This window comes from Catenulispora yoronensis (assembly GCF_039531695.1).
Taxonomy (GTDB): Bacteria; Actinomycetota; Actinomycetes; order Streptomycetales; family Catenulisporaceae; genus Catenulispora; species Catenulispora yoronensis.
On sequence record NZ_BAAAQN010000014.1, the window covers coordinates 25,604 to 44,297 of the forward strand.

Annotated in this window: 18 protein-coding genes; 5 read left to right on the top strand and 13 right to left on the bottom strand. The window is 71.0% G+C overall.

The window, feature by feature from the left end:
- The first annotated feature begins 68 nt into the window (after window positions 1-68).
- Both ABD481_RS14180 and ABD481_RS14185 read left to right on the top strand, forming a co-directional pair.
- On the top strand, window positions 69-371 hold the full coding sequence (locus ABD481_RS14180; protein ID WP_344666090.1) for a UBP-type zinc finger domain-containing protein: 303 nt from the start codon (window positions 69-71) through the stop codon (window positions 369-371).
- Window positions 372-764: 393 nt separating this feature from the next.
- Complete coding sequence (locus ABD481_RS14185; RefSeq protein WP_344666091.1) at window positions 765-947, top strand: hypothetical protein; 183 nt, start codon at window positions 765-767, stop codon at window positions 945-947.
- A gap of 129 nt (window positions 948-1,076) precedes the next feature.
- Here ABD481_RS14185 and ABD481_RS14190 read toward each other — a convergent pair whose 3' ends face one another.
- From ABD481_RS14190 to ABD481_RS14230, 9 genes are all read right to left on the bottom strand, one after another.
- Window positions 1,077-3,998, bottom strand: coding sequence for a glycoside hydrolase family 38 N-terminal domain-containing protein (locus tag ABD481_RS14190; RefSeq protein ID WP_344666092.1), 2,922 nt, complete (start codon window positions 3,996-3,998; stop codon window positions 1,077-1,079).
- Window positions 3,995-4,948, bottom strand: a complete 954-nt coding sequence (locus ABD481_RS14195) for a Gfo/Idh/MocA family protein (protein ID WP_344666093.1) — start codon at window positions 4,946-4,948, stop codon at window positions 3,995-3,997. The genes ABD481_RS14190 and ABD481_RS14195 overlap by 4 nt, the downstream gene beginning before the upstream one ends.
- A 134-nt stretch (window positions 4,949-5,082) precedes the next feature.
- The gene (locus ABD481_RS14200; protein WP_344666094.1) at window positions 5,083-5,901 is read right to left on the bottom strand and encodes a TIM barrel protein; all 819 of its coding nucleotides are present in this window, start codon (window positions 5,899-5,901) and stop codon (window positions 5,083-5,085) included.
- Window positions 5,898-7,121 (bottom strand): CehA/McbA family metallohydrolase, encoded by a 1,224-nt coding sequence (locus tag ABD481_RS14205; protein WP_344666095.1) that lies wholly within the window; start codon window positions 7,119-7,121, stop codon window positions 5,898-5,900. Before ABD481_RS14205 ends, ABD481_RS14200 begins: the two co-directional genes overlap by 4 nt.
- Window positions 7,121-8,215 carry an ABC transporter ATP-binding protein gene (locus ABD481_RS14210; protein WP_344666096.1) on the bottom strand — a complete coding sequence of 365 codons (1,095 nt, stop codon included), beginning with the start codon at window positions 8,213-8,215 and terminating at the stop codon, window positions 7,121-7,123. Before ABD481_RS14210 ends, ABD481_RS14205 begins: the two co-directional genes overlap by 1 nt.
- A 45-nt stretch (window positions 8,216-8,260) precedes the next feature.
- Window positions 8,261-9,004 (bottom strand): carbohydrate ABC transporter permease, encoded by a 744-nt coding sequence (locus ABD481_RS14215; protein ID WP_344666097.1) that lies wholly within the window; start codon window positions 9,002-9,004, stop codon window positions 8,261-8,263.
- Between the two features lie 83 nt (window positions 9,005-9,087).
- Entirely contained in the window at window positions 9,088-9,996 is a 909-nt protein-coding gene (locus ABD481_RS14220; protein WP_344666098.1) for a carbohydrate ABC transporter permease, read from the bottom strand.
- Window positions 9,965-11,419, bottom strand: coding sequence for an extracellular solute-binding protein (locus tag ABD481_RS14225; protein WP_344666099.1), 1,455 nt, complete (start codon window positions 11,417-11,419; stop codon window positions 9,965-9,967). The genes ABD481_RS14220 and ABD481_RS14225 overlap by 32 nt, the downstream gene beginning before the upstream one ends.
- 181 nt (window positions 11,420-11,600) lie before the next feature.
- Window positions 11,601-12,341, bottom strand: coding sequence for a GntR family transcriptional regulator (locus ABD481_RS14230; protein WP_344666100.1), 741 nt, complete (start codon window positions 12,339-12,341; stop codon window positions 11,601-11,603).
- An 85-nt stretch (window positions 12,342-12,426) separates the two neighbouring features.
- Here ABD481_RS14230 and iolB point away from each other — a divergent pair, with 85 nt between their 5' ends.
- Window positions 12,427-13,197 (top strand): 5-deoxy-glucuronate isomerase, encoded by a 771-nt coding sequence (gene iolB, locus ABD481_RS14235; RefSeq protein WP_344666101.1) that lies wholly within the window; start codon window positions 12,427-12,429, stop codon window positions 13,195-13,197.
- A gap of 27 nt (window positions 13,198-13,224) precedes the next feature.
- Here the strand turns inward: iolB and ABD481_RS14240 are convergent, their stop codons facing one another.
- Window positions 13,225-13,575, bottom strand: a complete 351-nt coding sequence (locus ABD481_RS14240; RefSeq protein ID WP_344666102.1) for a hypothetical protein — start codon at window positions 13,573-13,575, stop codon at window positions 13,225-13,227.
- A gap of 118 nt (window positions 13,576-13,693) precedes the next feature.
- On the opposite strand from ABD481_RS14240, the gene ABD481_RS14245 reads away from it, so the two are divergent.
- Both ABD481_RS14245 and ABD481_RS14250 read left to right on the top strand, forming a co-directional pair.
- Window positions 13,694-14,554 (top strand): putative RNA methyltransferase, encoded by an 861-nt coding sequence (locus tag ABD481_RS14245; RefSeq protein WP_344666103.1) that lies wholly within the window; start codon window positions 13,694-13,696, stop codon window positions 14,552-14,554.
- Window positions 14,555-14,564: 10 nt separating this feature from the next.
- A complete protein-coding gene (locus ABD481_RS14250) occupies window positions 14,565-15,329 on the top strand; it encodes a dienelactone hydrolase family protein (protein ID WP_344666104.1) in 765 nt (254 codons plus the stop codon).
- A gap of 45 nt (window positions 15,330-15,374) precedes the next feature.
- On the opposite strand, the gene ABD481_RS14255 is transcribed toward ABD481_RS14250, so the two are convergent.
- The 3 genes from ABD481_RS14255 to ABD481_RS14265 all read right to left on the bottom strand — a co-directional run bounded on the left by ABD481_RS14255 (window position 15,375) and on the right by ABD481_RS14265 (window position 18,691).
- On the bottom strand, window positions 15,375-16,328 hold the full coding sequence (locus tag ABD481_RS14255) for a ribose-phosphate diphosphokinase (protein ID WP_344666105.1): 954 nt from the start codon (window positions 16,326-16,328) through the stop codon (window positions 15,375-15,377).
- Window positions 16,329-16,431: 103 nt separating this feature from the next.
- Window positions 16,432-16,959, bottom strand: a complete 528-nt coding sequence (locus ABD481_RS14260; protein WP_344666106.1) for a YidB family protein — start codon at window positions 16,957-16,959, stop codon at window positions 16,432-16,434.
- 121 nt (window positions 16,960-17,080) lie between these two features.
- Window positions 17,081-18,691, bottom strand: a complete 1,611-nt coding sequence (locus ABD481_RS14265; RefSeq protein WP_344666107.1) for a GMC family oxidoreductase — start codon at window positions 18,689-18,691, stop codon at window positions 17,081-17,083.
- Window positions 18,692-18,694 lie beyond the last annotated feature (3 nt).

Below are 18,694 nucleotides of genomic sequence, written 5' to 3' on the forward strand. Positions count from 1 at the left end.
CAAGCATCTGTGCATCGGGTCACAACGGGCACAGGGTGATCAATCAGACACGCGAGGAGCTGCCACCCATGTCCATCCCCGTGTACATCCCCGCCAACGGCGGCCGGTGCGACCACCTGGACCAGCTCAGGGACGTCGAGCCGGACTCGGAGGACACCTGCCGCGACTGCCGGGCCGTCGGGGGCCGCTGGCTCCACCTGCGCGAGTGCTTGACCTGCGGCCATGTGGGTTGTTGCGACAACTCCCCGAACCGGCACGCGACCGCGCACTGGCGCACCACCGGCCACGCCCTGATCCGGTCCTACGAGACCGGCGAGATCTGGGCCTGGTGCTACCCCGACGAGGCGATGCTGCTGCCTGCCAACCTCTGAGCCCCGGACGCACCGAGCCCGACGGGCCGCCCCCAACCAGCGGGCCGCCCAGCCGCGCCGCCGTCGTGCCGCCGAGCCCCCGTGCCGGCGAGCCCTCCACGCGGTCGCGCGGCGCCGGGCCCGCAGCCGCCCACCGAGCAGCTGCCGGGTCCGCCGCCCCGACGCCCCACCCCTCCCGGACCGCCGCTGACGGCCGCTGCCGCCGCGTACCGCCGTCCGGGCCTCGGTCGTGCCCGAAGCCATGCCCCGGGACGCGGCGGGCCGCCAGAAGCCGGTCTGCGGCGCTCGGCACCGGGCCGCCGCCGCTCAGGTGGCCCGGGTCCAGGGCCCGGCATAGCGTGAAAAGACGGACGCCGCGGACAGCGGCACCGCCAGGCAAGGAGTTGAAAACGCATGGCCAAGAACAGCCCGGCCAAGGGGCAACACGGAATCGGCGCGCGCGGGCAGGGGAAGCTGCTCTACTTCCACACCCGTGTCAGCCAAGCGATCCGCCACTCCAAGGAACAGCTGTTCCGTAAGTACCGCAGACAACCCGAGTACCGGCAGGCCGACGGACATTGGGCCGGTATTCGCTGACGACGCCCGTGCCGCGCGGGGCGGCTCGGTGCTCGCTTCGGGCGGCTCAGCGCGGCTCCGGGCCGGTTCCGACTGCGACTTCGACCCAGCTCTGAAGCAGCTCGGAACCAGCTCGGAACCAGCTCCGACCTAACTCTCGCTCCGACCACCCGATGCGCCCCTGGCCGTGATCGACATGATCTGCCAGGGGCGCATCGTGATGTCGCCGTCGCCGTCGCCGTGCTCCGAGCGCACCGTCGCCGTGGCCGGACCCGGCGTCAGCGCCACCAGGCGCAGTTCGGGGCCGTCGCCGCCGACATCGCGGCAGCTCGTCAGCACGATGCCTCGCCCCGTGACCTCGATGCCGCCGGCCGGGACTTCCGGAACGCCCTCAGGGTCCTGTCCTGTGCCGGGAACCGCGGTGAACGGGTGCCGGAACCTCTCGGCGGCCTCCAGCAGGCCCGACTCGTGCCATTCGCCCTCGTAGAGGAACAGCGCCAGCTCCACCGTCCGCAGCCCGCGGCACTGCGCGCCCGGCGTCGCCATTTGCGGCCCCGCCGGCTCCTCCCGCCACGCGTTCTCGTTCCGGGACAGCAGCCCGACCGAGCGCAGCAGGGTCAGCGCCAGCGTCCGGCCGTCGTCGACGAGTTCGTACTCGCTGACGTGGTCCAGCAGCACAGCCAACCCGCCGGCCGCGACCCAGCCGTGGGCCGGGAACGTCGGGACGGGGCGCTCGCCGGATCCGCCCTCGGCGTGCCGGGCGCGGTCCACGACCGCGAACTGGCCCTCGGCGTGGGAGTGGGTCGCCGGGCGGGGCAGCGGCAGGTGCAGGCGGACCCGGTGGTCGTCGCATTGGTTGTCGAAGCTGATCGTGAGGCGGACGAACGGCTCGCCGGCCCGCAGCTCCACGCCGGTCCTGACCTCGGTGGTGGCGGTCGCGCCGGACCGGCGGCCGGCCTCGGCGTCGCCGTGCCGGGGCCAGCGGTACCAGCGCACCGACTCCAGCGCGCCGGTCAGCGGCCCGCTCCAGCGGACCCGGTTCCAGACCTCGTCCGGCGTGTCGACGTGGTGGTCGTGGGTCGGAGGCGCGTAGTTGTACTCGTCACCGAGATCGCCGCCGTCGACGACGGCGCCGAGGCCGGCGGCGTGGGTGCCGTCGGCGGTTCGCACGTCCAGCAGGCCGTCGGAGCGGAGCGCCACGTGGATCAGGCCGTTGTCGAGGTCCGACAGGGAGCCGCGTCCGGCGGCGATGGCGGCGGGGGCTGATGTCGGTGCTGGTACTGCTGCCAGCGCCGGTGCCGTTCCGGCCGCGGGTGCTTCGGATCCGTCAGCCGCCGGGACCGCCGTGACCGCCGTGACCGCCGCCAGGCCCAGCGCGCCCACCTCCACGCGCGCGGCCACGGTGTTCCTGGCCTGCGTCCGCACCCTGATGCGCCAGAGCTCGAAGCCGGTGGCGACGGCCGCGTCCCGGACGTCGGCGACGTCGAAGACCAGGTCGGAGGCGGACGCCAGGTCGAAGACGATGGTCTGGGTGTCCGCCTCGATCGCCCAGGCGGTGATCTGGAGGCCGTAGAGCTCGCGGCCGTGGATCTTGCGCAGGTAGCGGTCCAGCTCGGCGGCCGGGACCAGCTCGTCCGCGTAAGAGGTCTGCTCGGTGTCGAGGACCTGGCACGGCACCGCCTCGCCGGAGGCGGCCACCAGCGTCCGGCCGGCCGGCAGCGTCAGGGTCACCACCTCGGCGCGGCGGCGCGGCGACGGGTTGAACAGGAGGTGCCCGCTGTCCGGGACGGTCGCGGCGACCGGCGACAGTACCAGGTCCACGACCCCGCGCCCCAGGTCGTCGGCCTCGGCGATGCGGGCGGCGACCTGATCGGCGGTCGCGTCCACACCGCAGCCGGTCACACTGTCGTGGCACGCCGAGTCGACCAGCCGCTCCCACGCCAGGTTCAGGAACGGCCGGCTGGCGAACGGGTGGCCGTAGAGCGCGACCAGCGGCTCGGCGTAGCGCTCGACCAGGCGCTCAGCACGGCTCAGGGCCTGCTTCAGCCCGATCCGCGCGGACAGGACGCCGGGCAGGATGTTGGCGCGGGCGTGGGAGCGCAGCTCGCCGTGGATCTCGGTGACGCTGGAGCCGGTGGCGATGGCGTGGCCGGGGGTGGTGCCCGGCAGCCCGCTGAAGAACCCGGCCAGCGTGTCCAGCCGCATCCGGATCTCCTGCTGCTCCGGAGGTGCCGCCTCGTCCAGCGCCACCGACCGTGACGCCGCCTCGACCAGATCCGCCTCTACCTGCGCCGATCCGTCCTGCGCCGCTTCGATCAGCGCCAGCTCGTCCCGTTCCGCCGACCGTGACGCCGCCTCGACCAGCTCCGCCAGATCGTCCACCGGCGCCGAGTGGTCCGTCCCGTACATCCCGAGCAGCCGGCCCTCCGGCTGCCAGTGTCGCAGGGCCCGCGCGTGCTCGGCCGCGCGCCGCCGCACCACCGCCGGGTCGGCCTCGGCGAACACCCCGGCCGCGCCGCCGTAGCCGCCCTCCGGCAGATACTGCGTCCGCACCGCCGTCCCGTCCGGCGCCACCCACCAGAACCAGGTCCCGTCGACCGCCTCCGGCACGCCGCGCCACACGCACGCGTGCTTGATCCCGGCGATCGCCAGGATCTGCGGCAGCTGGGCGCAGTGCCCGAACTGGTCCGGCAGGTAGCCGACCCGCATCGCCCCGCCGAGGTCGTCGGCCCGCCGCAGCCCGAATTCCAGGTTCCGCAGCAGGTTCTCCCCGGAGCACAGGAACGAGTCGGCCAGGACCCGCCACGGCCCCACCGCCAGCTGCCCGCGCCCCACGAGGTCCCGGACCAGCCCGTCCTGCTCCGGTCGGATCGCCAGGTAGTCGTCGACCGCCGCGGTCTGCCCGTCCAGCGTGAACCGGGCCCGCGGGTCGTCGGCCAGTTGGGCCAGCAGCCGGTCCAGGACCGTCACCAGCCGCAGCCGGAACCGCTGGAACGGCTGGTACCACTCCCGGTCCCAGTGCGTGTGCGGGACGATCACCAGCTCCGCGGGCCCGGGCCCGCGGACGGTCATGCCGGCTTCCCGAGCGCGGCCAGGACCTTCAGCCCGGTGCGGATGTCGGCGACGCCCTCGGCCGGGCCGCTCAACGGCGCCGTGCCCGCCGTCACCAGAGAGTGGAAAGCCAGCAGCTCCCGCTCGAACCCGGAGTCGGCGCCGAAGAAATAGGGATTGGCGAACGCCAGGTCGCTGGTGCCGTGTTCGGTGTGCACGCGTACGCGCTCCTCGTATTCCGGATAGTCGGGAAGGAAGTGCCACCGCACCGTGTACCGGCCGTGGGGGAGCGGGCCGGAGAACTCCAGCGACCCCGGCTCGCCGTCCCGCGCGCCCCACGACGTCGCGGCGTCGACCTCCAGCTCCGGCACTCCCGCCAGCAGCCGGATCAGGGCGAGGTCGTGGCACGCGCTGTCCAGCAGCACGCGGTACTCCCAGTGGACCCGGGGCCCGGCGGGGGCCGCGGGCGCCGCGGCGGCCGGGACCCAGTCCGTGGCCGGGAACCGCTCCGGCGGATGCAGGACGTTGACGTCGATGTGGCGGACGGCCTTCGGGTCCAAGGCCGCGAGCGCCGCGGTGACCGCCGGGTCGTACTGCTTCATGTAGCCGAGCATCAGCCTGCCGATGCCATTCGCGTCTGCTTCGGCCACCAGCGCCGCCTCCTCCACCGTGTGGCCCAGCGGCTTCTCGCAGAACACCGGATACCCGTGGCGCAGCGCCTCAGCAGCGAGCCTGGCGTGCGAACCGGAAGTCAGCAGCAGTACGGCGTCGAACTCGCCGCCGTCGAACAGCGAACGCGTGTCCCGGAAGATCCCGGTACCCGGCAGCCCGAACTCGCGCGCGACCTCGTCGGCGTATCCGGGCTGCGAATCGCAGAGCGCTGTGACGGCGAACCACCGGTCCAACTTGGCCAGCAACGGCAGATGGACATGCCGCGCCACCCGGCCGAGTCCGACGACGGCGACCCGCACCGGCGAGCCCGGTCGCTCCGGTTGTCCTAGCTGCTCCGGTTGCTCCGGTTGCCCTAGCTGCTCCGGCTGCCCTAGCTGCTCCGGTCGCCCCGATGGCCCTGATTGCCCCGACGACCCCGGCCATCCTTCCGGCATCACAGCCCCAGCGCGGACAGTACCGCGCGATTGTGCCGCAGATCGCCGATGATCCCTCCCAGGTCCTGACCGCCGTCCGGCGCGTCCTGCTCGACCACGATCCACCCCTCGTACGCCAGCGCCCGCAGCGCCTCCAGGAACGCCTCCAGATCCAGTGCCCCGTCGCCGAGCCGGCAGAATGTGCCGTCCGGCCGCGCGTCCTTCACATGCACCTGCCGGACCCGGTCGCCCCAGCGCCGCAGCGTCGCCAGCGGATCGCCGCCGGCCGCGATCAGGTGCCCGGTGTCCAGGCACAGCTCCAGCTCGGTCAGCTCCAACAGCCGGTCGATGTCGTCGGGGGTCTCGATGCTGGTGTCCAGGTGATGGTGGAACACCGGTTCCAGCCCGTGGTCGCGGCACCGCGACGCCGCCCGGTACGCCTGCCGCACCAGCAGACCCCACCCGGCCGCGTCCAACGGCCCCGACGGCGGGCACGCCAGCGTCGGCTTGGGCGCGAAGCTGCTCATGTCCGGGAACCGGTTGTTCGCGTGCAGCAGCCGCGCCGTGCCCTCCAGCGCCGACAGATCGTCGGCGAACCCCTGCTCCTGCCCGAACCGCAGATCGTGCCAGCCGCCGGCCAGCGCCGGCCCCGGCGGCGCCAGCACCTCGTCCAGATAGCCGAGCGGCCCCAGATCAGTACCCTCATACCCGCAGTCGACCGCGATCCGCGCGTACTCCGCCGCGCTGATGAACGGATCGCGCGCCGAATAGATCCCGAAGTTCACCGGCGCCGTCGCGATCTTCACCGGCCACGCCGTCGGCTCCGCCGGCTTGGTCACGCGCACAATGCCACCACCTCGTTCCGCCACGTCTCCAAGCGGTACATGCCCGTCTGCGACGCCGGGAACGTCCGCCGCCCCGCCGCGTCCGAGCGCACCACCACCCGCGTCTCGTCCGGACGCACCAGCACCAGCCCGTCCGCGTCCGAGGCCACCAGCTCGTCGCCGCACCGCAGCAGCAGCGGACCGGTCCGCGACGCCGACACCGCCGTGCGCCCGGCCCGGATGCCGTCCAGCAGCGCCGGGACCGAGCACTCCTCCGCCAGCACCCAGGTCACCGGCTCCCCCAGCCCGGCCGGAGTGCCGCCGGGGGCGTGGAAATCGCTGCCGCCGACCGGGATCACCCCGGCCGGATGCCGCCGGGCCCAGGCCAGCGGCTCGCCCCAGGACCGGTCCAGCCACGACCAGTGCCAGAGCTCGGCGATCGAGGGCTGCGTCGTCAGATGGTGCCGCCACGCGCAATCCCCGGCCAGCGGATGGTTCACCGAGAACAACGCCCCGGCCTTGTCGGCCTGCTTCATCCACTCCGACGCCGGACGCCGGAAATCGATCCACTTCGGCGCGCCCCACACATTGGCGTGCCCCAGCTCGGTGGTGACCTCCTGGCCGGGGATCAGCGTCACCCCGCTACCGGCCGACCGCTTCTCCAGAAAGGGATAGTGGCTGATCGTGTTGTGGTCCGTGACCGCCAGGAAGTCCAGCCCGGCCTCGGCCGCCAGCCACGCCAGCGCCCTGATACCGAGCGCACCGTCGCTGTGCTGGCTGTGCGCGTGCAGGTCACCGGCGAACCAGCGCTTGCCGTCGACCGCCGGCAGCTCCCGCGCGGGCGGCCGCCGGGGCGGGTTGAAGTCCGCGCCCGAGAGGTCGGGCACCGGCTCCGGGACCCGGTCGTCCAGCGTGATCTCCAGCGAATACCGCACCCCGTCCGGCGGCACCCGGTGCAGCCCCAGCCACACCGCCCACTCCCCGGGCATGATGTCCCCGGCCAGATAGCCCGGCGTCGACCGCGCCACCCCCACCCGGAACTCCGCCCGCGCCCCGCCGGACCAGCCCCGGAACCCCGCCGGCCCGGCACACCCCAGATCCAGGACGGCACCGCCGGACGTGTCGTACTCCAGGCGCACCTCGATCCCCGAGGTCCCCGGCGGCACCTCGAACGGCACCGTCCGCAGCTGCTGCCGCAGCCGGTCCTCCAACCACCACACGCCGTCCAGGCGCATCAGCCCACCAACTCCCCATCCGCGTAGAGCAGAGTCCGGTCCTGGCGGGGCAACGCCCACAGCGCCGCCCCGGGTTCCGGCTCCTCCTCCTCGCTCACCACCGCCTGCACCGCGGTGCCGGCGACGTCCAGGGTGAGCAGCAGCGAGCTGCCGAGATTCTCGACGACCGCTACCGTGCCCCCAAACGCCCCCGCGACCGGATCCGGCGATACGCGGAAGTACTCCGGGCGCGCCCCAAGGACCACCTCGGCGCCCTCGGCCACGCGCCCGACGGTCCCGTCGGGGAGGGCGATCTCGGAATCTGCGACCAGAACGCATCCGTCACGGACAATCCCCTCCAGCAGGTTCATCGGCGTCGAGCCGATGAAGGAAGCCACAAACGTGTTGGCCGGCCGCCGGTACACCTCGCGAGGCGTGCCCAGCTGCCGGATCCGGCCCGACTGCATCACCGCTATCCGGTCGGCGAGCGCCAGCGCCTCGGCCTGGTCGTGCGTGACGAAGACCGTGGTGGTGGCCAGCTCCCGTTGCAGCCGCTTGAGGAACGTCCGCGCCTCAAGCCTGAGACGAGCATCAAGGTTCGACAAGGGTTCGTCAAAGAGAAATACCGACGGATTAGCCGCCGTGGCGCGCGCCAGCGCCACCCGCTGCTGCTGGCCGCCGGACAGCGCGCCGGGCCGCCGGTCCAGCAAGCCGGCGGTGCTCGCGGTGCCGGTCAGGCCGAGTTCGGAGGCGGCGGCCAGCACCGCCTCGCGCTGCCGGGGCTTGGGGACGCCGCGCACCCGCAGCGGATAGGCGATGTTGTCGGTGACGGTCATGTGCGGGAACAGGGCGTAGTCCTGGAAGACCATGGCCACTCCGCGCTTGCCCGGTGGGGTGTTGGTGACGTCGGCCTCCCCGATGTGCACCGCGCCGCCGGTCGGCGCCTCCAGACCCGCGAGCGTACGCAGCAGCGTGGTCTTGCCGCAGCCGGACGGTCCGAGCAGCGCGAAGAATTCACCGTCCGGAATCGTCAGGTTCAGGCGGTCCAGCGCGGTGACGCCGCCGGCGGCGTCGGGGAAGGTCTTCGTCAGGTCGACGGTCTTGATCTGTGCCATTGAGCGCGCTCCTCGTGGCGGCTGCCTGGTCGACGCCCGATCCGGTCACCGCTTGATCCCGCCGTGGAACCGGAAACCGTAGCGATGACTGACGAAAAGGTACAAGACGATCACCGGGATCGAGTAAAGAAGGGAGAAAGCCGAGATCAACGCCAGGTTCGGCTGTCCGCCCTCGGTGTAGAACGTGTACAGCACGACGGAGGCCGGATACTTGTCCGGGCTGCGGACCAGGATGTACGGAATCAGGAAGCTGCTCCACACGTTGACCACCGCCCACACCGTCACGGTGGCCAGTCCGGGCCGGATCATCGGCAGCACGATGTGCCGGACGATCTGGAACGGCGAGGCCCCGAACACCCGCGCGGACTCCTCGTAGGACTTCGGCGTGTTGTCGGTGAAGTCCTTCAGGATGAAGATGGCCGCCGGGATCAGGCCGCCGGTGAACACCAAGATCACGCCGAGCCGGGAGTCGATCAGGTGCAGCTTGAACGCCAGCTGGAACAGCGGCACCATCGCCGCCGTGCCGGTCACGATCGAGGAGAGCAGCAGCAGCGCGTACAGGATCCCGTCGCGGCCCGGTACCCGCACCCGGCTGAGCGCGTACGCCGCCGCCGCTGCGAACCCCACTGTCAGCAGAGCCGTACCCCCTGCCAGCAGTAGAGAGTTCCACAGCGACGGCAGCGCATAGGGATCCTTCAGCAGGACTGAGAAGTTGTGAAGAGTAAACGAGCTGATGCTTACGTTCAGTGTCGGATGCGCGTTGAACGGTGCGGACGCCAACCACAGCATGGGTAGGGCGAAAAACCCCAATAGGACTGACAAGAACGTGTAACGACCGATCCTTGCCGCGACGGCGCCGGGTGTGGAATCTCTCACGCCGCACGCTCCAGCCGCCGCTCGCGCAGCAGTCGCAGATACACCAGCGCCACCACCAGGTTGATCACCAGCATCAGCAGCGCGATCGCCGCGCCCAGGCCCATCTGCCCGTCGAACAGCGCGGTCTGGTAGATGTACACCGGCAGGATCTGCGAGCGGGCGTCCGCGCCGCCGGTGATCTGGTAGGGCGTGAAGTCGTTGAACGTCCACAGCGAGATCAGCAGCAGGTTGGTCAGGACGTGGCCGCGGATGTGCGGGAACACCACGTCGCGCAACTGCTGCCACTGGTTCGCGCCGAACATCCGCGCCGTGGCCAGCTGCGACGGCGGGACCCCGGTGAGGGCGGCGCTGTAGAGCAGCATCGAGAACGCGGTGCCGCGCCAGATGTTGAACACGATGATGACCGCCATCGGGTGCTCGACGATCCACGCGGTGCCCTGGGTGTGCAGCAGGGTGTTGACGGTCCCGGAATCCCGGTCCAGCAGCCCCGACCACAGGAACGCCACCACCGAGCTGGGCAGGATCCAGGCCAGCAGCACCAGCGCCTCGACCAGCCGCTTGAGCCGGCCGGAGGCGTCGCGCAGCAGCCAGGCGATGGTGAAGCCGAGCAGCGCCTGGCCGATCACCGCCGAGCCGAGGACGTACTCGAAGGTCAGCCACAGCGAGTGATGGAAGGCCGGGTCCTGGACCACGTTCTTGTAGTTGTCGATGCCGACGCTGCGCGGGTGGCGCGCGGCGAAGCCGGTCAGGCGGTAGTTGGTGGTTCCCAGATAGAGCGTCCACAGGGCGGGGAAGACGAGGAACGCGAGGACGACGAGCAGGGCGGGCGCGGCGATGGCCGCCGCGCGCGCCCTGCCCAGTCCGGCGGGATCCTCAACTGCCGCCGGCGATGCTGGCCGCGCCAACGAGCGCCTCCAAGCCCTTCTCGTAGGTGGCCGCCGCCTCGTCCGGGCTCTTGCCGCCCACCACGTCCGCGACCGCCTTCTGCACCAGCGCCGACACGTCGTTGTAGGCCGCCAGCGACGGCCGGAACGAGGTGATCGGCAGCACCTTGTCGTTGACGAACTTCAGCATCGGGTCGGCGGCCAGCACCTGGGTGTTCACGTCGGTGCGGGCGGTGATCTTCGCGGCGCCGCCGATCCGGGAGACGGTCTCGGCGTTGGAGTTCATGAACGCCAGGAAGTCCCAGGCCGCCTGCGGATACTTGGTCTTGGGGTTGACCGACCAGTCCGAGCCGCCGGAATAGGACACGAAGTCCTGCTTCCGGATGCCGGATCCGGGGGTCTGCGCGGGAATCAGCGCGTAGCCGACGCCGGCGTCGCGGTCGGCCATCGGCGCGGTGCCGCCCTGCGGATTAACAACCGCGCGCCACATGTAGTCGGACTCGGCGTACATGCCGATCTTCCCGGCGGCGAACTCGCTGAACGACTTGTCGCGGCCTTTGGCGTCCTGTTGCAGGACCGCGTCGCCGTAACCGCCGCCGTAGACCTTCTGGTAGAAGCCGAGAGCGTCGGTGAAGGACTTGCCGGGCTTCTGCCACTTGCCGTCGGCGTAGAGGGAGCCGCCTGCGCCGGCCAGCAGCGGCAGGAAGCCCTGGATCGTGGTGGCCTCGCCCATGGGGACGCCGCCGTCCCACTGGATCGGGGTGACGCCCGACAGGGCCTTGAGTTTGTCCGCGGCGTCGTAGATGTCCTGCCAGCTCTTGGGCTGCCAGTCGGTGGGCAGCCCGGCCTGGGCGAACAGCTTCTTGTTGAAGAAGATGACCCGGCCGTCGGTGCCGTTCGGAACGCCATAGCGCTTGCCCTGGTACTCGCCGAGAGCCTGGACCGCGTTGGTGATCTGTTTCCAGCCGTCCCAGTCGTCGACCTGCGTGCCGGCGACGTCGGCGAGCGGCTTGAGGTAGCCGGCGTCGGCGAACTCGCCGACCCAGATGCCGTCGAGGGCGAAGACGTCGTCGCCGGTGCCGGACTGAAGGTCCAGGGCGAGCTTGGACTTGTAGGCGTTGTCGTCCACGCCGTTGGCCCGGAACGTGACGGTGGCGGTGATGCCCTTGGCGGCCTCGGCCTTGATGAAGTCCGGGATCAGGGACTTCTGGATCCAGTCCGCCTCCGCGCCGTTCTTGCCGCCGCTGATGTCGTTGGCGGTGATCACCAGCGTGGGGTTCTTGGGCTGGTTGGCGGAGTTGACGTCGGCGCCGCTCGGCGAGGACTTGGAACTGGAGCAGCCGGCGGCCAGGGTCGCGGCCGCCGCGGCGACGGCTATGAAGGTTCTGAGAGGGCGGGGTCTGGGGTGGCGGGGTCTGGGGTGGCCGGAACGTTTTGGACGCACGGAACGTGCTCCCATCGATGCCTCCGCTGGTGTCGGTCGTGCCGGTCGGTGCCTTTCGTCGGGGCGGCGGGCCGTTGGCGGGCCGGGCGGTCCTTGGGATTCCTGCTTCTCGATCAGTGTTCTGTGAGAGTCGGTGCTCTGTGACAGCAAGTGCGCTGCAACGGTCAGTGCTCTGTGACGGTCACTGCTCTGTGACGGTCACTTCCAGGCTGTACCGGGACGCGCGGTAGATGTGGCTGCCGAACTCCACCGCCCGTCCACTGTCGTCGAACGCCGTGCGCTCCATGGTCAACAGGGCCGCGCCGCGCCGTTCCTCCAGCAGCGTCGCCTGCTCCTGGTCCGCGGTGCACGCGCCGATCCGCTGCCGTGCCACACAGATACGTATTCCCGCCTTGCGCAGCACTTCATACAAACCTGTGGTCTCCAGTAATTCGACGCCCAGCGCCGGCACCGGATCGGGCAGCCAGTTGCGCATCAGCGCCAGCGGCTCGCCCTGCGAACGGCGCAGCCGCACCACCTTCGTGACCTGCGTGCCGCCCGGCACGCCCAGAGCCGCGGCGGCCTCCGGCTCCGCCGGCACTCGCGCCAGCAGCAGCACATCGGTGCCGGGCGCGCGCCCGGACCGGGCCAGATCGTCGTGCAGACTCGTGAGCTCCATCTCGCGCCGCACAGGCATCGGCAGGATCTGCGTGCCCACGCCGCGGCGCCGCACGATCATGCCCCGGTCCACCAGATGCCCGATCGCCTGCCGCACCGTGGGCCGCGACAGCCCCAGCGCCTCGGCGATCTGCACCTCGGAATCAAGCTGATCGCCCGGAGCGAGCTCGCCGGCCCGGATGGCCTCGGCGATCTGCTCGGCGACCTGGAAGTAGAGCGGAATCGGGGAGGAGCGGTCCACCTCGATCCGCGGTCGGATCCCCATGCTCGTCAGTATGCTGCGGTCACTTTGTCCGGACAACAGGTTGACCGAAGAACTCCACGCTGCTAAGCACCTAACGGGAGGGAGCATGACAGACCACGACATCACCCCGGAAACGGCCGGCTGGCACTACGCGGGACTGCGCACCGTCACCCTCGCCGGCCCCCACCACTTCACCACCGCCGCCGACGAAGCCCTGATCCTGCCGCTGTCCGGATCCTGCGTCGTCCACTGCGGCCCGCACACCCAGACCCTCACCGGCCGCCCCGATCCCCTCAGCGGCCCGACCGACTTCGCCTACATACCCCGCGACAGCACCGTCACCCTCATCCCCACCACGACCCCCAGCCGCCTGGCCATCCCCACGGCGCGCGCTGAAGCCCTTCTGCCCTTCCGCTACTCACCCTGCGAGGCCGCCCCGATCGAAACACGCGGCGCGGGCACCGCCACGCGCACCATCCGCAACCTCTGTGTCCCGGAGACGTTCGAGACCGACCGGCTCATGGTCGTCGAAGTCCTGACTCCCGGGGGCAACTGGTCCTCCTGGCCGCCGCACAAGCACGACGAGCACACTGAATCGGGCGAGACGCCCAAGGAGGAGATCTATTACTACGAAGGCGGCCCGGCCTACCAGCGCGTGTACTCCTCAGCGGCGGGCGAGATCGACATCCTCCGCGAGGTGGGCACCGGCGATGTGGTCCTCATCCCGCACGGCTACCACGGCCCGACCATGGCCATGCCGGGCTACGACCTGTACTACCTGAACGTGCTGGCCGGCCCCGATCGGGGTCCCGGCCGGTCGATGGCGTACAGCGACGACCCGCGGCACGCGTGGGTGCGCGGGACGTGGGGGGCCTGAGGAGGCCCCGGTCGAGGGCTCGGACGCTCAGATGATGCGGATCTCGTCGTTGGAGTGGTCGTGGCCGCAGTTGTCGCCTTCGTAGTGGTAGTCGCGGCGGCCCAGCTGGACCACGCGGAACGACTTGTGCTCCACGATGCGCTGGAGGTGGCGGATGCCGCTGGCGCCCGCGACGACCACCGAGACGATGGCGGCCAGCAGGGTGACGCCGATGACCGCGAAGCCGCCGGTGACATGACCGAAGACGATCATGAAAAGCGCGACCAGGATCGAGATCGGGACCGCCACCAGGAGCAGGACCGCCAGGACGGTCAGGACGATCAACGGCTTGGCCGACGGGCCGCGGTCGCTGTCGTAGCGGATCGTCTGTTTGGCCATGGCTCATCCCTCTCGGCTGCGGCACGCGAGACGCGTTGTATCGCGTCTACATGGTACCAACGCGGAGGGCGCCTCCGCTGTTCCGGGGGTGCCTTTCCGGTTCCGTCACACTGGTGGGGTGATCTCGGACGTTCTGAGCTGGCTGTCCTGCCCGCATTGCGCCACCGCCATGATCGCGGACGCCGGTCCCGGCTCCCGCATCCTGTGCGAGGAGGGCCACGCTTTCGACGTCGCCCGGCCCGGCTATGTCTCGCTCCTCACCGGCTCCGGAGGCGCCGGCACGGCGGACACCGCCGCGATGGTCGCCGACCGCGTGGACTTCCTGGCGGCCGGCCACTACGCCCCGATCGCGGACCTGATCGCCGAGCTCGCCCGCGAAGCCGACGCCCGGGTGCCGGACGACGCCTGCGTCGTCGACCTCGGCGCGGGCACCGGCTACTACCTCGCCCGGGTTCTGGATTCCATCGAGTCGGCCGCGGGGGAGTCCGGTACCGCTCCGCGCGTCGGTGTCGCCCTCGACATCTCCAAGCACGCAGCGCGCCACGCCGCCAAAGCCCACCCCCGCATCGGTGCCATCGTCGCCGACGCCTGGGCGGGCCTGCCGCTGCGTGGGCGGGCAGCGTCCGTGGTGCTCAACGTCTTCGCGCCGCGCAACGCGCGGGAGATGCGGAGGGTGGTGCATCCGGCCGGGCGCGCCGTGGTGGTGGTGCCGGAGCCGGAGCACCTGGGGGAGCTGATCGCGGAGTACGGGCTGATGGCCGTCGACGAGCGGAAGGGCGACCGGTTGCGGGAGCAGTTCGGCGGACGGTTCGAGGTCGTCGACGAGGTGCCACTGGGGCGGCGGCTGGAGCTGTCCGCGCGGGAGGTTGCTCAAGTGATCGGGATGGGGCCGAACGCGTGGCACGCGGAGGTCGGACGCGTTGTGGAGGGCGCAGAGGTGACGGTGGCGGTGCGTGCCTACGTCCTGGCGCCTAGGTGAGCGTGCCAATATGACGGCCATGCAGATTGCCATGACGAAGGCCATCCAGGCCGGGACGGTCCACTTCGCGGGGAACGACGGGGCCGAGATCGAGGCCTACCTGGCGGTGCCGCAGGACGACGCCCCGCGCGGCGGTGTCGTGCTGATCCACCACCTGCCGGGCTACGACGAGTCGACGCGGGAGCTTGCGCGGACCTTCGCCGTGCACGGCTACAACGCGGTCGTGCCGAACCTCTACAGCCGCGAAGGCGGGCCCGGCATCTCGCACGAGGACGCGGCGGCGGCGGTGCGCGCCGACGGCGGCGTCGCGGACGAGCGGCTGGTCGCCGATATCGGCGCGGCGGCGACCTACCTGCGGTCGCTGGAGACGTCCAACGGCAAGATCGGCGCCATCGGCTACTGCTCCGGCGGCCGCCAGGCGCTGCTCGCGGCGTGCAGCCTGGACCTCCAGGCCGCCGTCGACAACTACGGCGCCTTCGTCATGTCCGACACTCCCGCGGGCATCGGCCTGCGCGCCACCTCGTTGGAGTCGCTTCTGCCCGGCCTGTCCTGCCCGCTGCTCGGCAACTTCGGCGCGGACGACAGCCACCCGTCGCCGGAGGAGACCGCGCGGCTCGGCGAGGCGTTGGACAAGCTCGGCAAGACCTACGACTTCAAGACCTACGAGGGCGCCGGACACGGCTTCTTCAACGTCAACCGGGTCAACTACCGCGCCGAGGCGGCGATGGACGCCTGGGACCGCATCTTCACCTTCTACAAGCAGTACCTGTCGTAGTCGTAGTCGCGGTTGTAGTCGTAGTCAGCCGGTGGCGGTGTCCGTTCATAGCCCGTCGAACAGGGCACTGACCGACTCGCCGTTGTGGATCCGTCGCATCGCCTCGGCCAGGGCCGGGGCGATCGACAGCACTTTGAGCTTCTCGGTGCTCTCGGTGTCCGCCTGGGCCGAGATCGGCACGGTGTTGGTGCACACGATCTCCACGACGTCCGGCTGGTCCGCCAGCCGCTTCAACGCCCCTGACGCGAACAGCCCGTGCGTGCAGGCCACCCGCACCTTGCGCGCCCCGAGCTCCCGCAGCCGGTCCAGCAGCTCGATCACGGTGCTGCCCTTGGCGATCTCGTCGTCCAGCACGATCACGTCCCGCCCGGACACGTCCCCGATGACCGAGCTGATGGCCACCGTGTCCCCGGCGAACCGCTGCTTCGCCCCGGCCGCGACCGGCACGCCCAGCAGCCGCGCGAACGCCGCCGCCTCCTTCGCGTTGCCCAGGTCGGGGGAGACGACGGTGGTGTTCGTCAGGTCGTGGCGCCGGAAGTGCCGCGCCAGCTCGCGGAGGGCGTGCAGATGGTCCACGGGCACCGAGAAGAAGCCGTGGACCTGCGGCGAGTGCAGCGTCATCGCCAGTACCCGGTCCGCACCGGCGGCCACCAGCAGATCGGCCACCAGGCGGCCGCCGAGCGAGATGCGCGGCGCGTCCTTCTTGTCGCTGCGGGCATAGGCGTAGTGCGGGATCACGACGGTGATCCGGGCCGCCGACGCACCCCGGGCCGCGTCGCACATCAGCAGCAGCTCCACGAGGTGCTCCTGCACCGGCGCGACGAGCGGCTGCACCAGGAACACGTCGCGCTCCCGGCAGTTCGCCTGCAACTGCACTTCCAGGCAGTCGTTGGCGAACCGGCTGACGCGCACCGGGTTCAGCGGCGTCTCCAAATGGGCACAGATCTCGGCAGCCAGCGCCGGATGGGCGCTTCCGCTGAACACGGCGATGTCGCGCATGCCTGCATGGTAGCGATCATCCGGCGGGCCGATGGGACGCATCCACGGCCCGGACGCAGGAAGGGTGTTATCAGGATCCTGGTTCGGGCGGAAAGACCTGGTATCAGGAGCCTGGTTCGGAGGTGCTGCCGGGCTCGGCGTTGCCGCCGGGCGTGGCGCCGGCCGCACTGCTGGCGCCGCCAGCCTCGCTGCCCACCGACTCCGGCACCTTCCCGTCCGGCGTCATCGCGTCGACCACCCCCGGCAAGGTCTGCGCCATCGTCTGCGCCGCCTGTTCGTTCGTCATCCCCATCGTGTTGGCGAACTTCGAGATGGTGTCCGGCCCCAGAGCCTCACTCAGCTGCTCACCCGTCACCGGTTCGTTCGGCCGGTCCGCCGACACCCACGACTTCGCCTGGTCGCCGAGTCCGCCGCCCTTGAGCTGACCCATCAGCTTCGACAACCCGCCGCCGGCCATCAGGGAACTGATCATCGGGCCGAGCTTGGCGAGCATGTCGGCGTTCACCAGCCCGCCCAGCCCGCCGGCGCCGCCGCCCGACGCCGACCGGCCGTCCTGCGAGCCGTCGGCGCCCTGCTGCTTGCTGCCGCCCAGCACGCTGTTCAGCAAAGAGCCGATGTCGAATCCGGCCATGGCACGCACTCCTGACGCTCGGGACGCACCCGCCCCGCGGCCCGCGCCGCCGGTCCCCACCCCAGCCTCGGCGCCGCCGCGGCGCGTCGCCAGTCGGCGCCCCGGCCCGGCGCCGCGCGGACTAACCGCCCGGGTTCGCCCGCCGATCGTCTTTCAGCAGGTCGGCGGCCTTCTCGCCGATCACGATCGACGGCGCGTTCGTGTGACCCCGGATGATCGACGGCATCACCGAGGCGTCGGCGACCCGCAGCCCCTCCACACCTCGCACCCGCAACGCCGGATCGACCACCGACCCCGCGTCCAGACCCATGCGGCACGTTCCCACCGGGTGGTAGAGCGTCTGGGCATAACGCCGGACGGACGTCTCGTACAACTCCTCGCCGGACATGCCCGGCAGCAGCATGTAGCCGTCGCCGTACGGTGCCAGCTGCGGTGTCGCGGCGATCTTCTCGCACAGCGCCACACCCCGGATCAGCGTCTCGTAGTCCCGGCCGTCCGGATCCGACAAATACGCCGGATCGATGGTCGGCGAGGCGGACGGATCGATCGAGGCGAGAGTGATCGAGCCTTGCGACAGCGGCTTCTGCAGGACGGCGCTGATCGTGTACCCGTGCTCCTTCGGCCGCGTCAGACCCTCGTCCAGGAAAGCGACCGGCGCGAACAGCACCTCAAGATCTGGCTGCTCCAACGCCTCGTCCGTCCTGGTGAACAAGTACGCCTCACCGACGTTCGACGACAACGGACCCTCGCGCCGGGCCAGATAGCGCGCGAAACCGGCCGGCGTACGCCCGCTTATCAGAGTCTTGGAATCCTTGACCCGCACCACGATCCCGGCAGCCAGATGATCCCGCAGATTGCGCCCGACCTCGGGCGAATCCGCGACCACCGCGATCCCGCGCTGCCGCAGATGATCACCCGGACCCACCCCCGACAGCATCAACAACTGCGGGGTGTTCACCGTGCCGCCGCACAGAACCACCTCACGCCGTACCGCCAACGTGCCGATACGGCGACCGTCGAGATAGCGCACACCAGTGGCCCGCTGATTGTGGAACACCACCCGCGTGGCCAGCGCCCCGGTGTGCACGACCAGATTCGGCCGATGCCGCGCCGGCTTCAGATACGCGTCCGCGGTCGACCAGCGGCGGCCGTCGTGCTGCGTCACCGCTGTTTGCACACCCGGCAACCCCAGCACGTCGCAGGCCTCAAGGAAACGCGACGTCAGCGGATGCGGCGACCGCTGATCCTCGACATGCACCGGACCGCTGTCGCCGTGGCCGGCGCTCGCCGAGGCGTCGACGGCGCTCGCCGCCGCCGTGAACGACTCGATCCGCCGCAGCGTCGCGAACACCTCGTCGGGACCCCAGGCCGGCCCGGCGGCCTTGGCCCACTCCTCGTAGTCCGCCGGGAACCCGCGGACCCACATCATCGCGTTGATCGACGAGGAGCCGCCGAGCATCCGGCCGCGCGGCCAGTAGATCCGGCGCCCGCCGAGCTTCGGCTGCTGGACCGTGCGATAAGCCCAGTCCACCTTGGTCTCGAACAGCTCCGAGAAGGCCGCCGGGATGTGGATCAGTGGATTGCGGTCGGCCGGACCGGCCTCCAGGAGCGCCACCCGGCAGCCCGGGTCCTCCGAGAGCCGCGCCGCGACCGCCGCGCCCGCCGAGCCGGCTCCGACGACCACATAGTCGTAGACGCTCGCGGTGTCGGTCCTCGCGTTGCCAGCGGCCATGCC

Bases quoted from the DNA above. Each gene is read 5' to 3' on its own strand.
- ABD481_RS14240 (WP_344666102.1), bottom strand. From the start codon at position 13,575: ATGGCCAAACAGACGATCCGCTACGACAGCGACCGCGGCCCGTCGGCC.
- ABD481_RS14255 (WP_344666105.1), bottom strand. From the start codon at position 16,328: ATGCGCGACATCGCCGTGTTCAGCGGAAGCGCCCATCCGGCGCTGGCT.
- ABD481_RS14260 (WP_344666106.1), bottom strand. From the start codon at position 16,959: ATGGCCGGATTCGACATCGGCTCTTTGCTGAACAGCGTGCTGGGCGGC.
- ABD481_RS14215 (WP_344666097.1), bottom strand. From the start codon at position 9,004: ATGCTGTGGTTGGCGTCCGCACCGTTCAACGCGCATCCGACACTGAAC.
- ABD481_RS14205 (WP_344666095.1), bottom strand. From the start codon at position 7,121: ATGCGCCTGGACGGCGTGTGGTGGTTGGAGGACCGGCTGCGGCAGCAG.
- ABD481_RS14250 (WP_344666104.1), top strand. From the start codon at position 14,565: ATGACGGCCATGCAGATTGCCATGACGAAGGCCATCCAGGCCGGGACG.
- ABD481_RS14185 (WP_344666091.1), top strand. From the start codon at position 765: ATGGCCAAGAACAGCCCGGCCAAGGGGCAACACGGAATCGGCGCGCGC.
- iolB (WP_344666101.1), top strand. From the start codon at position 12,427: ATGACAGACCACGACATCACCCCGGAAACGGCCGGCTGGCACTACGCG.
- ABD481_RS14210 (WP_344666096.1), bottom strand. From the start codon at position 8,215: ATGGCACAGATCAAGACCGTCGACCTGACGAAGACCTTCCCCGACGCC.
- ABD481_RS14265 (WP_344666107.1), bottom strand. From the start codon at position 18,691: ATGGCCGCTGGCAACGCGAGGACCGACACCGCGAGCGTCTACGACTAT.
- ABD481_RS14190 (WP_344666092.1), bottom strand. From the start codon at position 3,998: ATGACCGTCCGCGGGCCCGGGCCCGCGGAGCTGGTGATCGTCCCGCAC.
- ABD481_RS14230 (WP_344666100.1), bottom strand. From the start codon at position 12,341: ATGGGGATCCGACCGCGGATCGAGGTGGACCGCTCCTCCCCGATTCCG.
- ABD481_RS14180 (WP_344666090.1), top strand. From the start codon at position 69: ATGTCCATCCCCGTGTACATCCCCGCCAACGGCGGCCGGTGCGACCAC.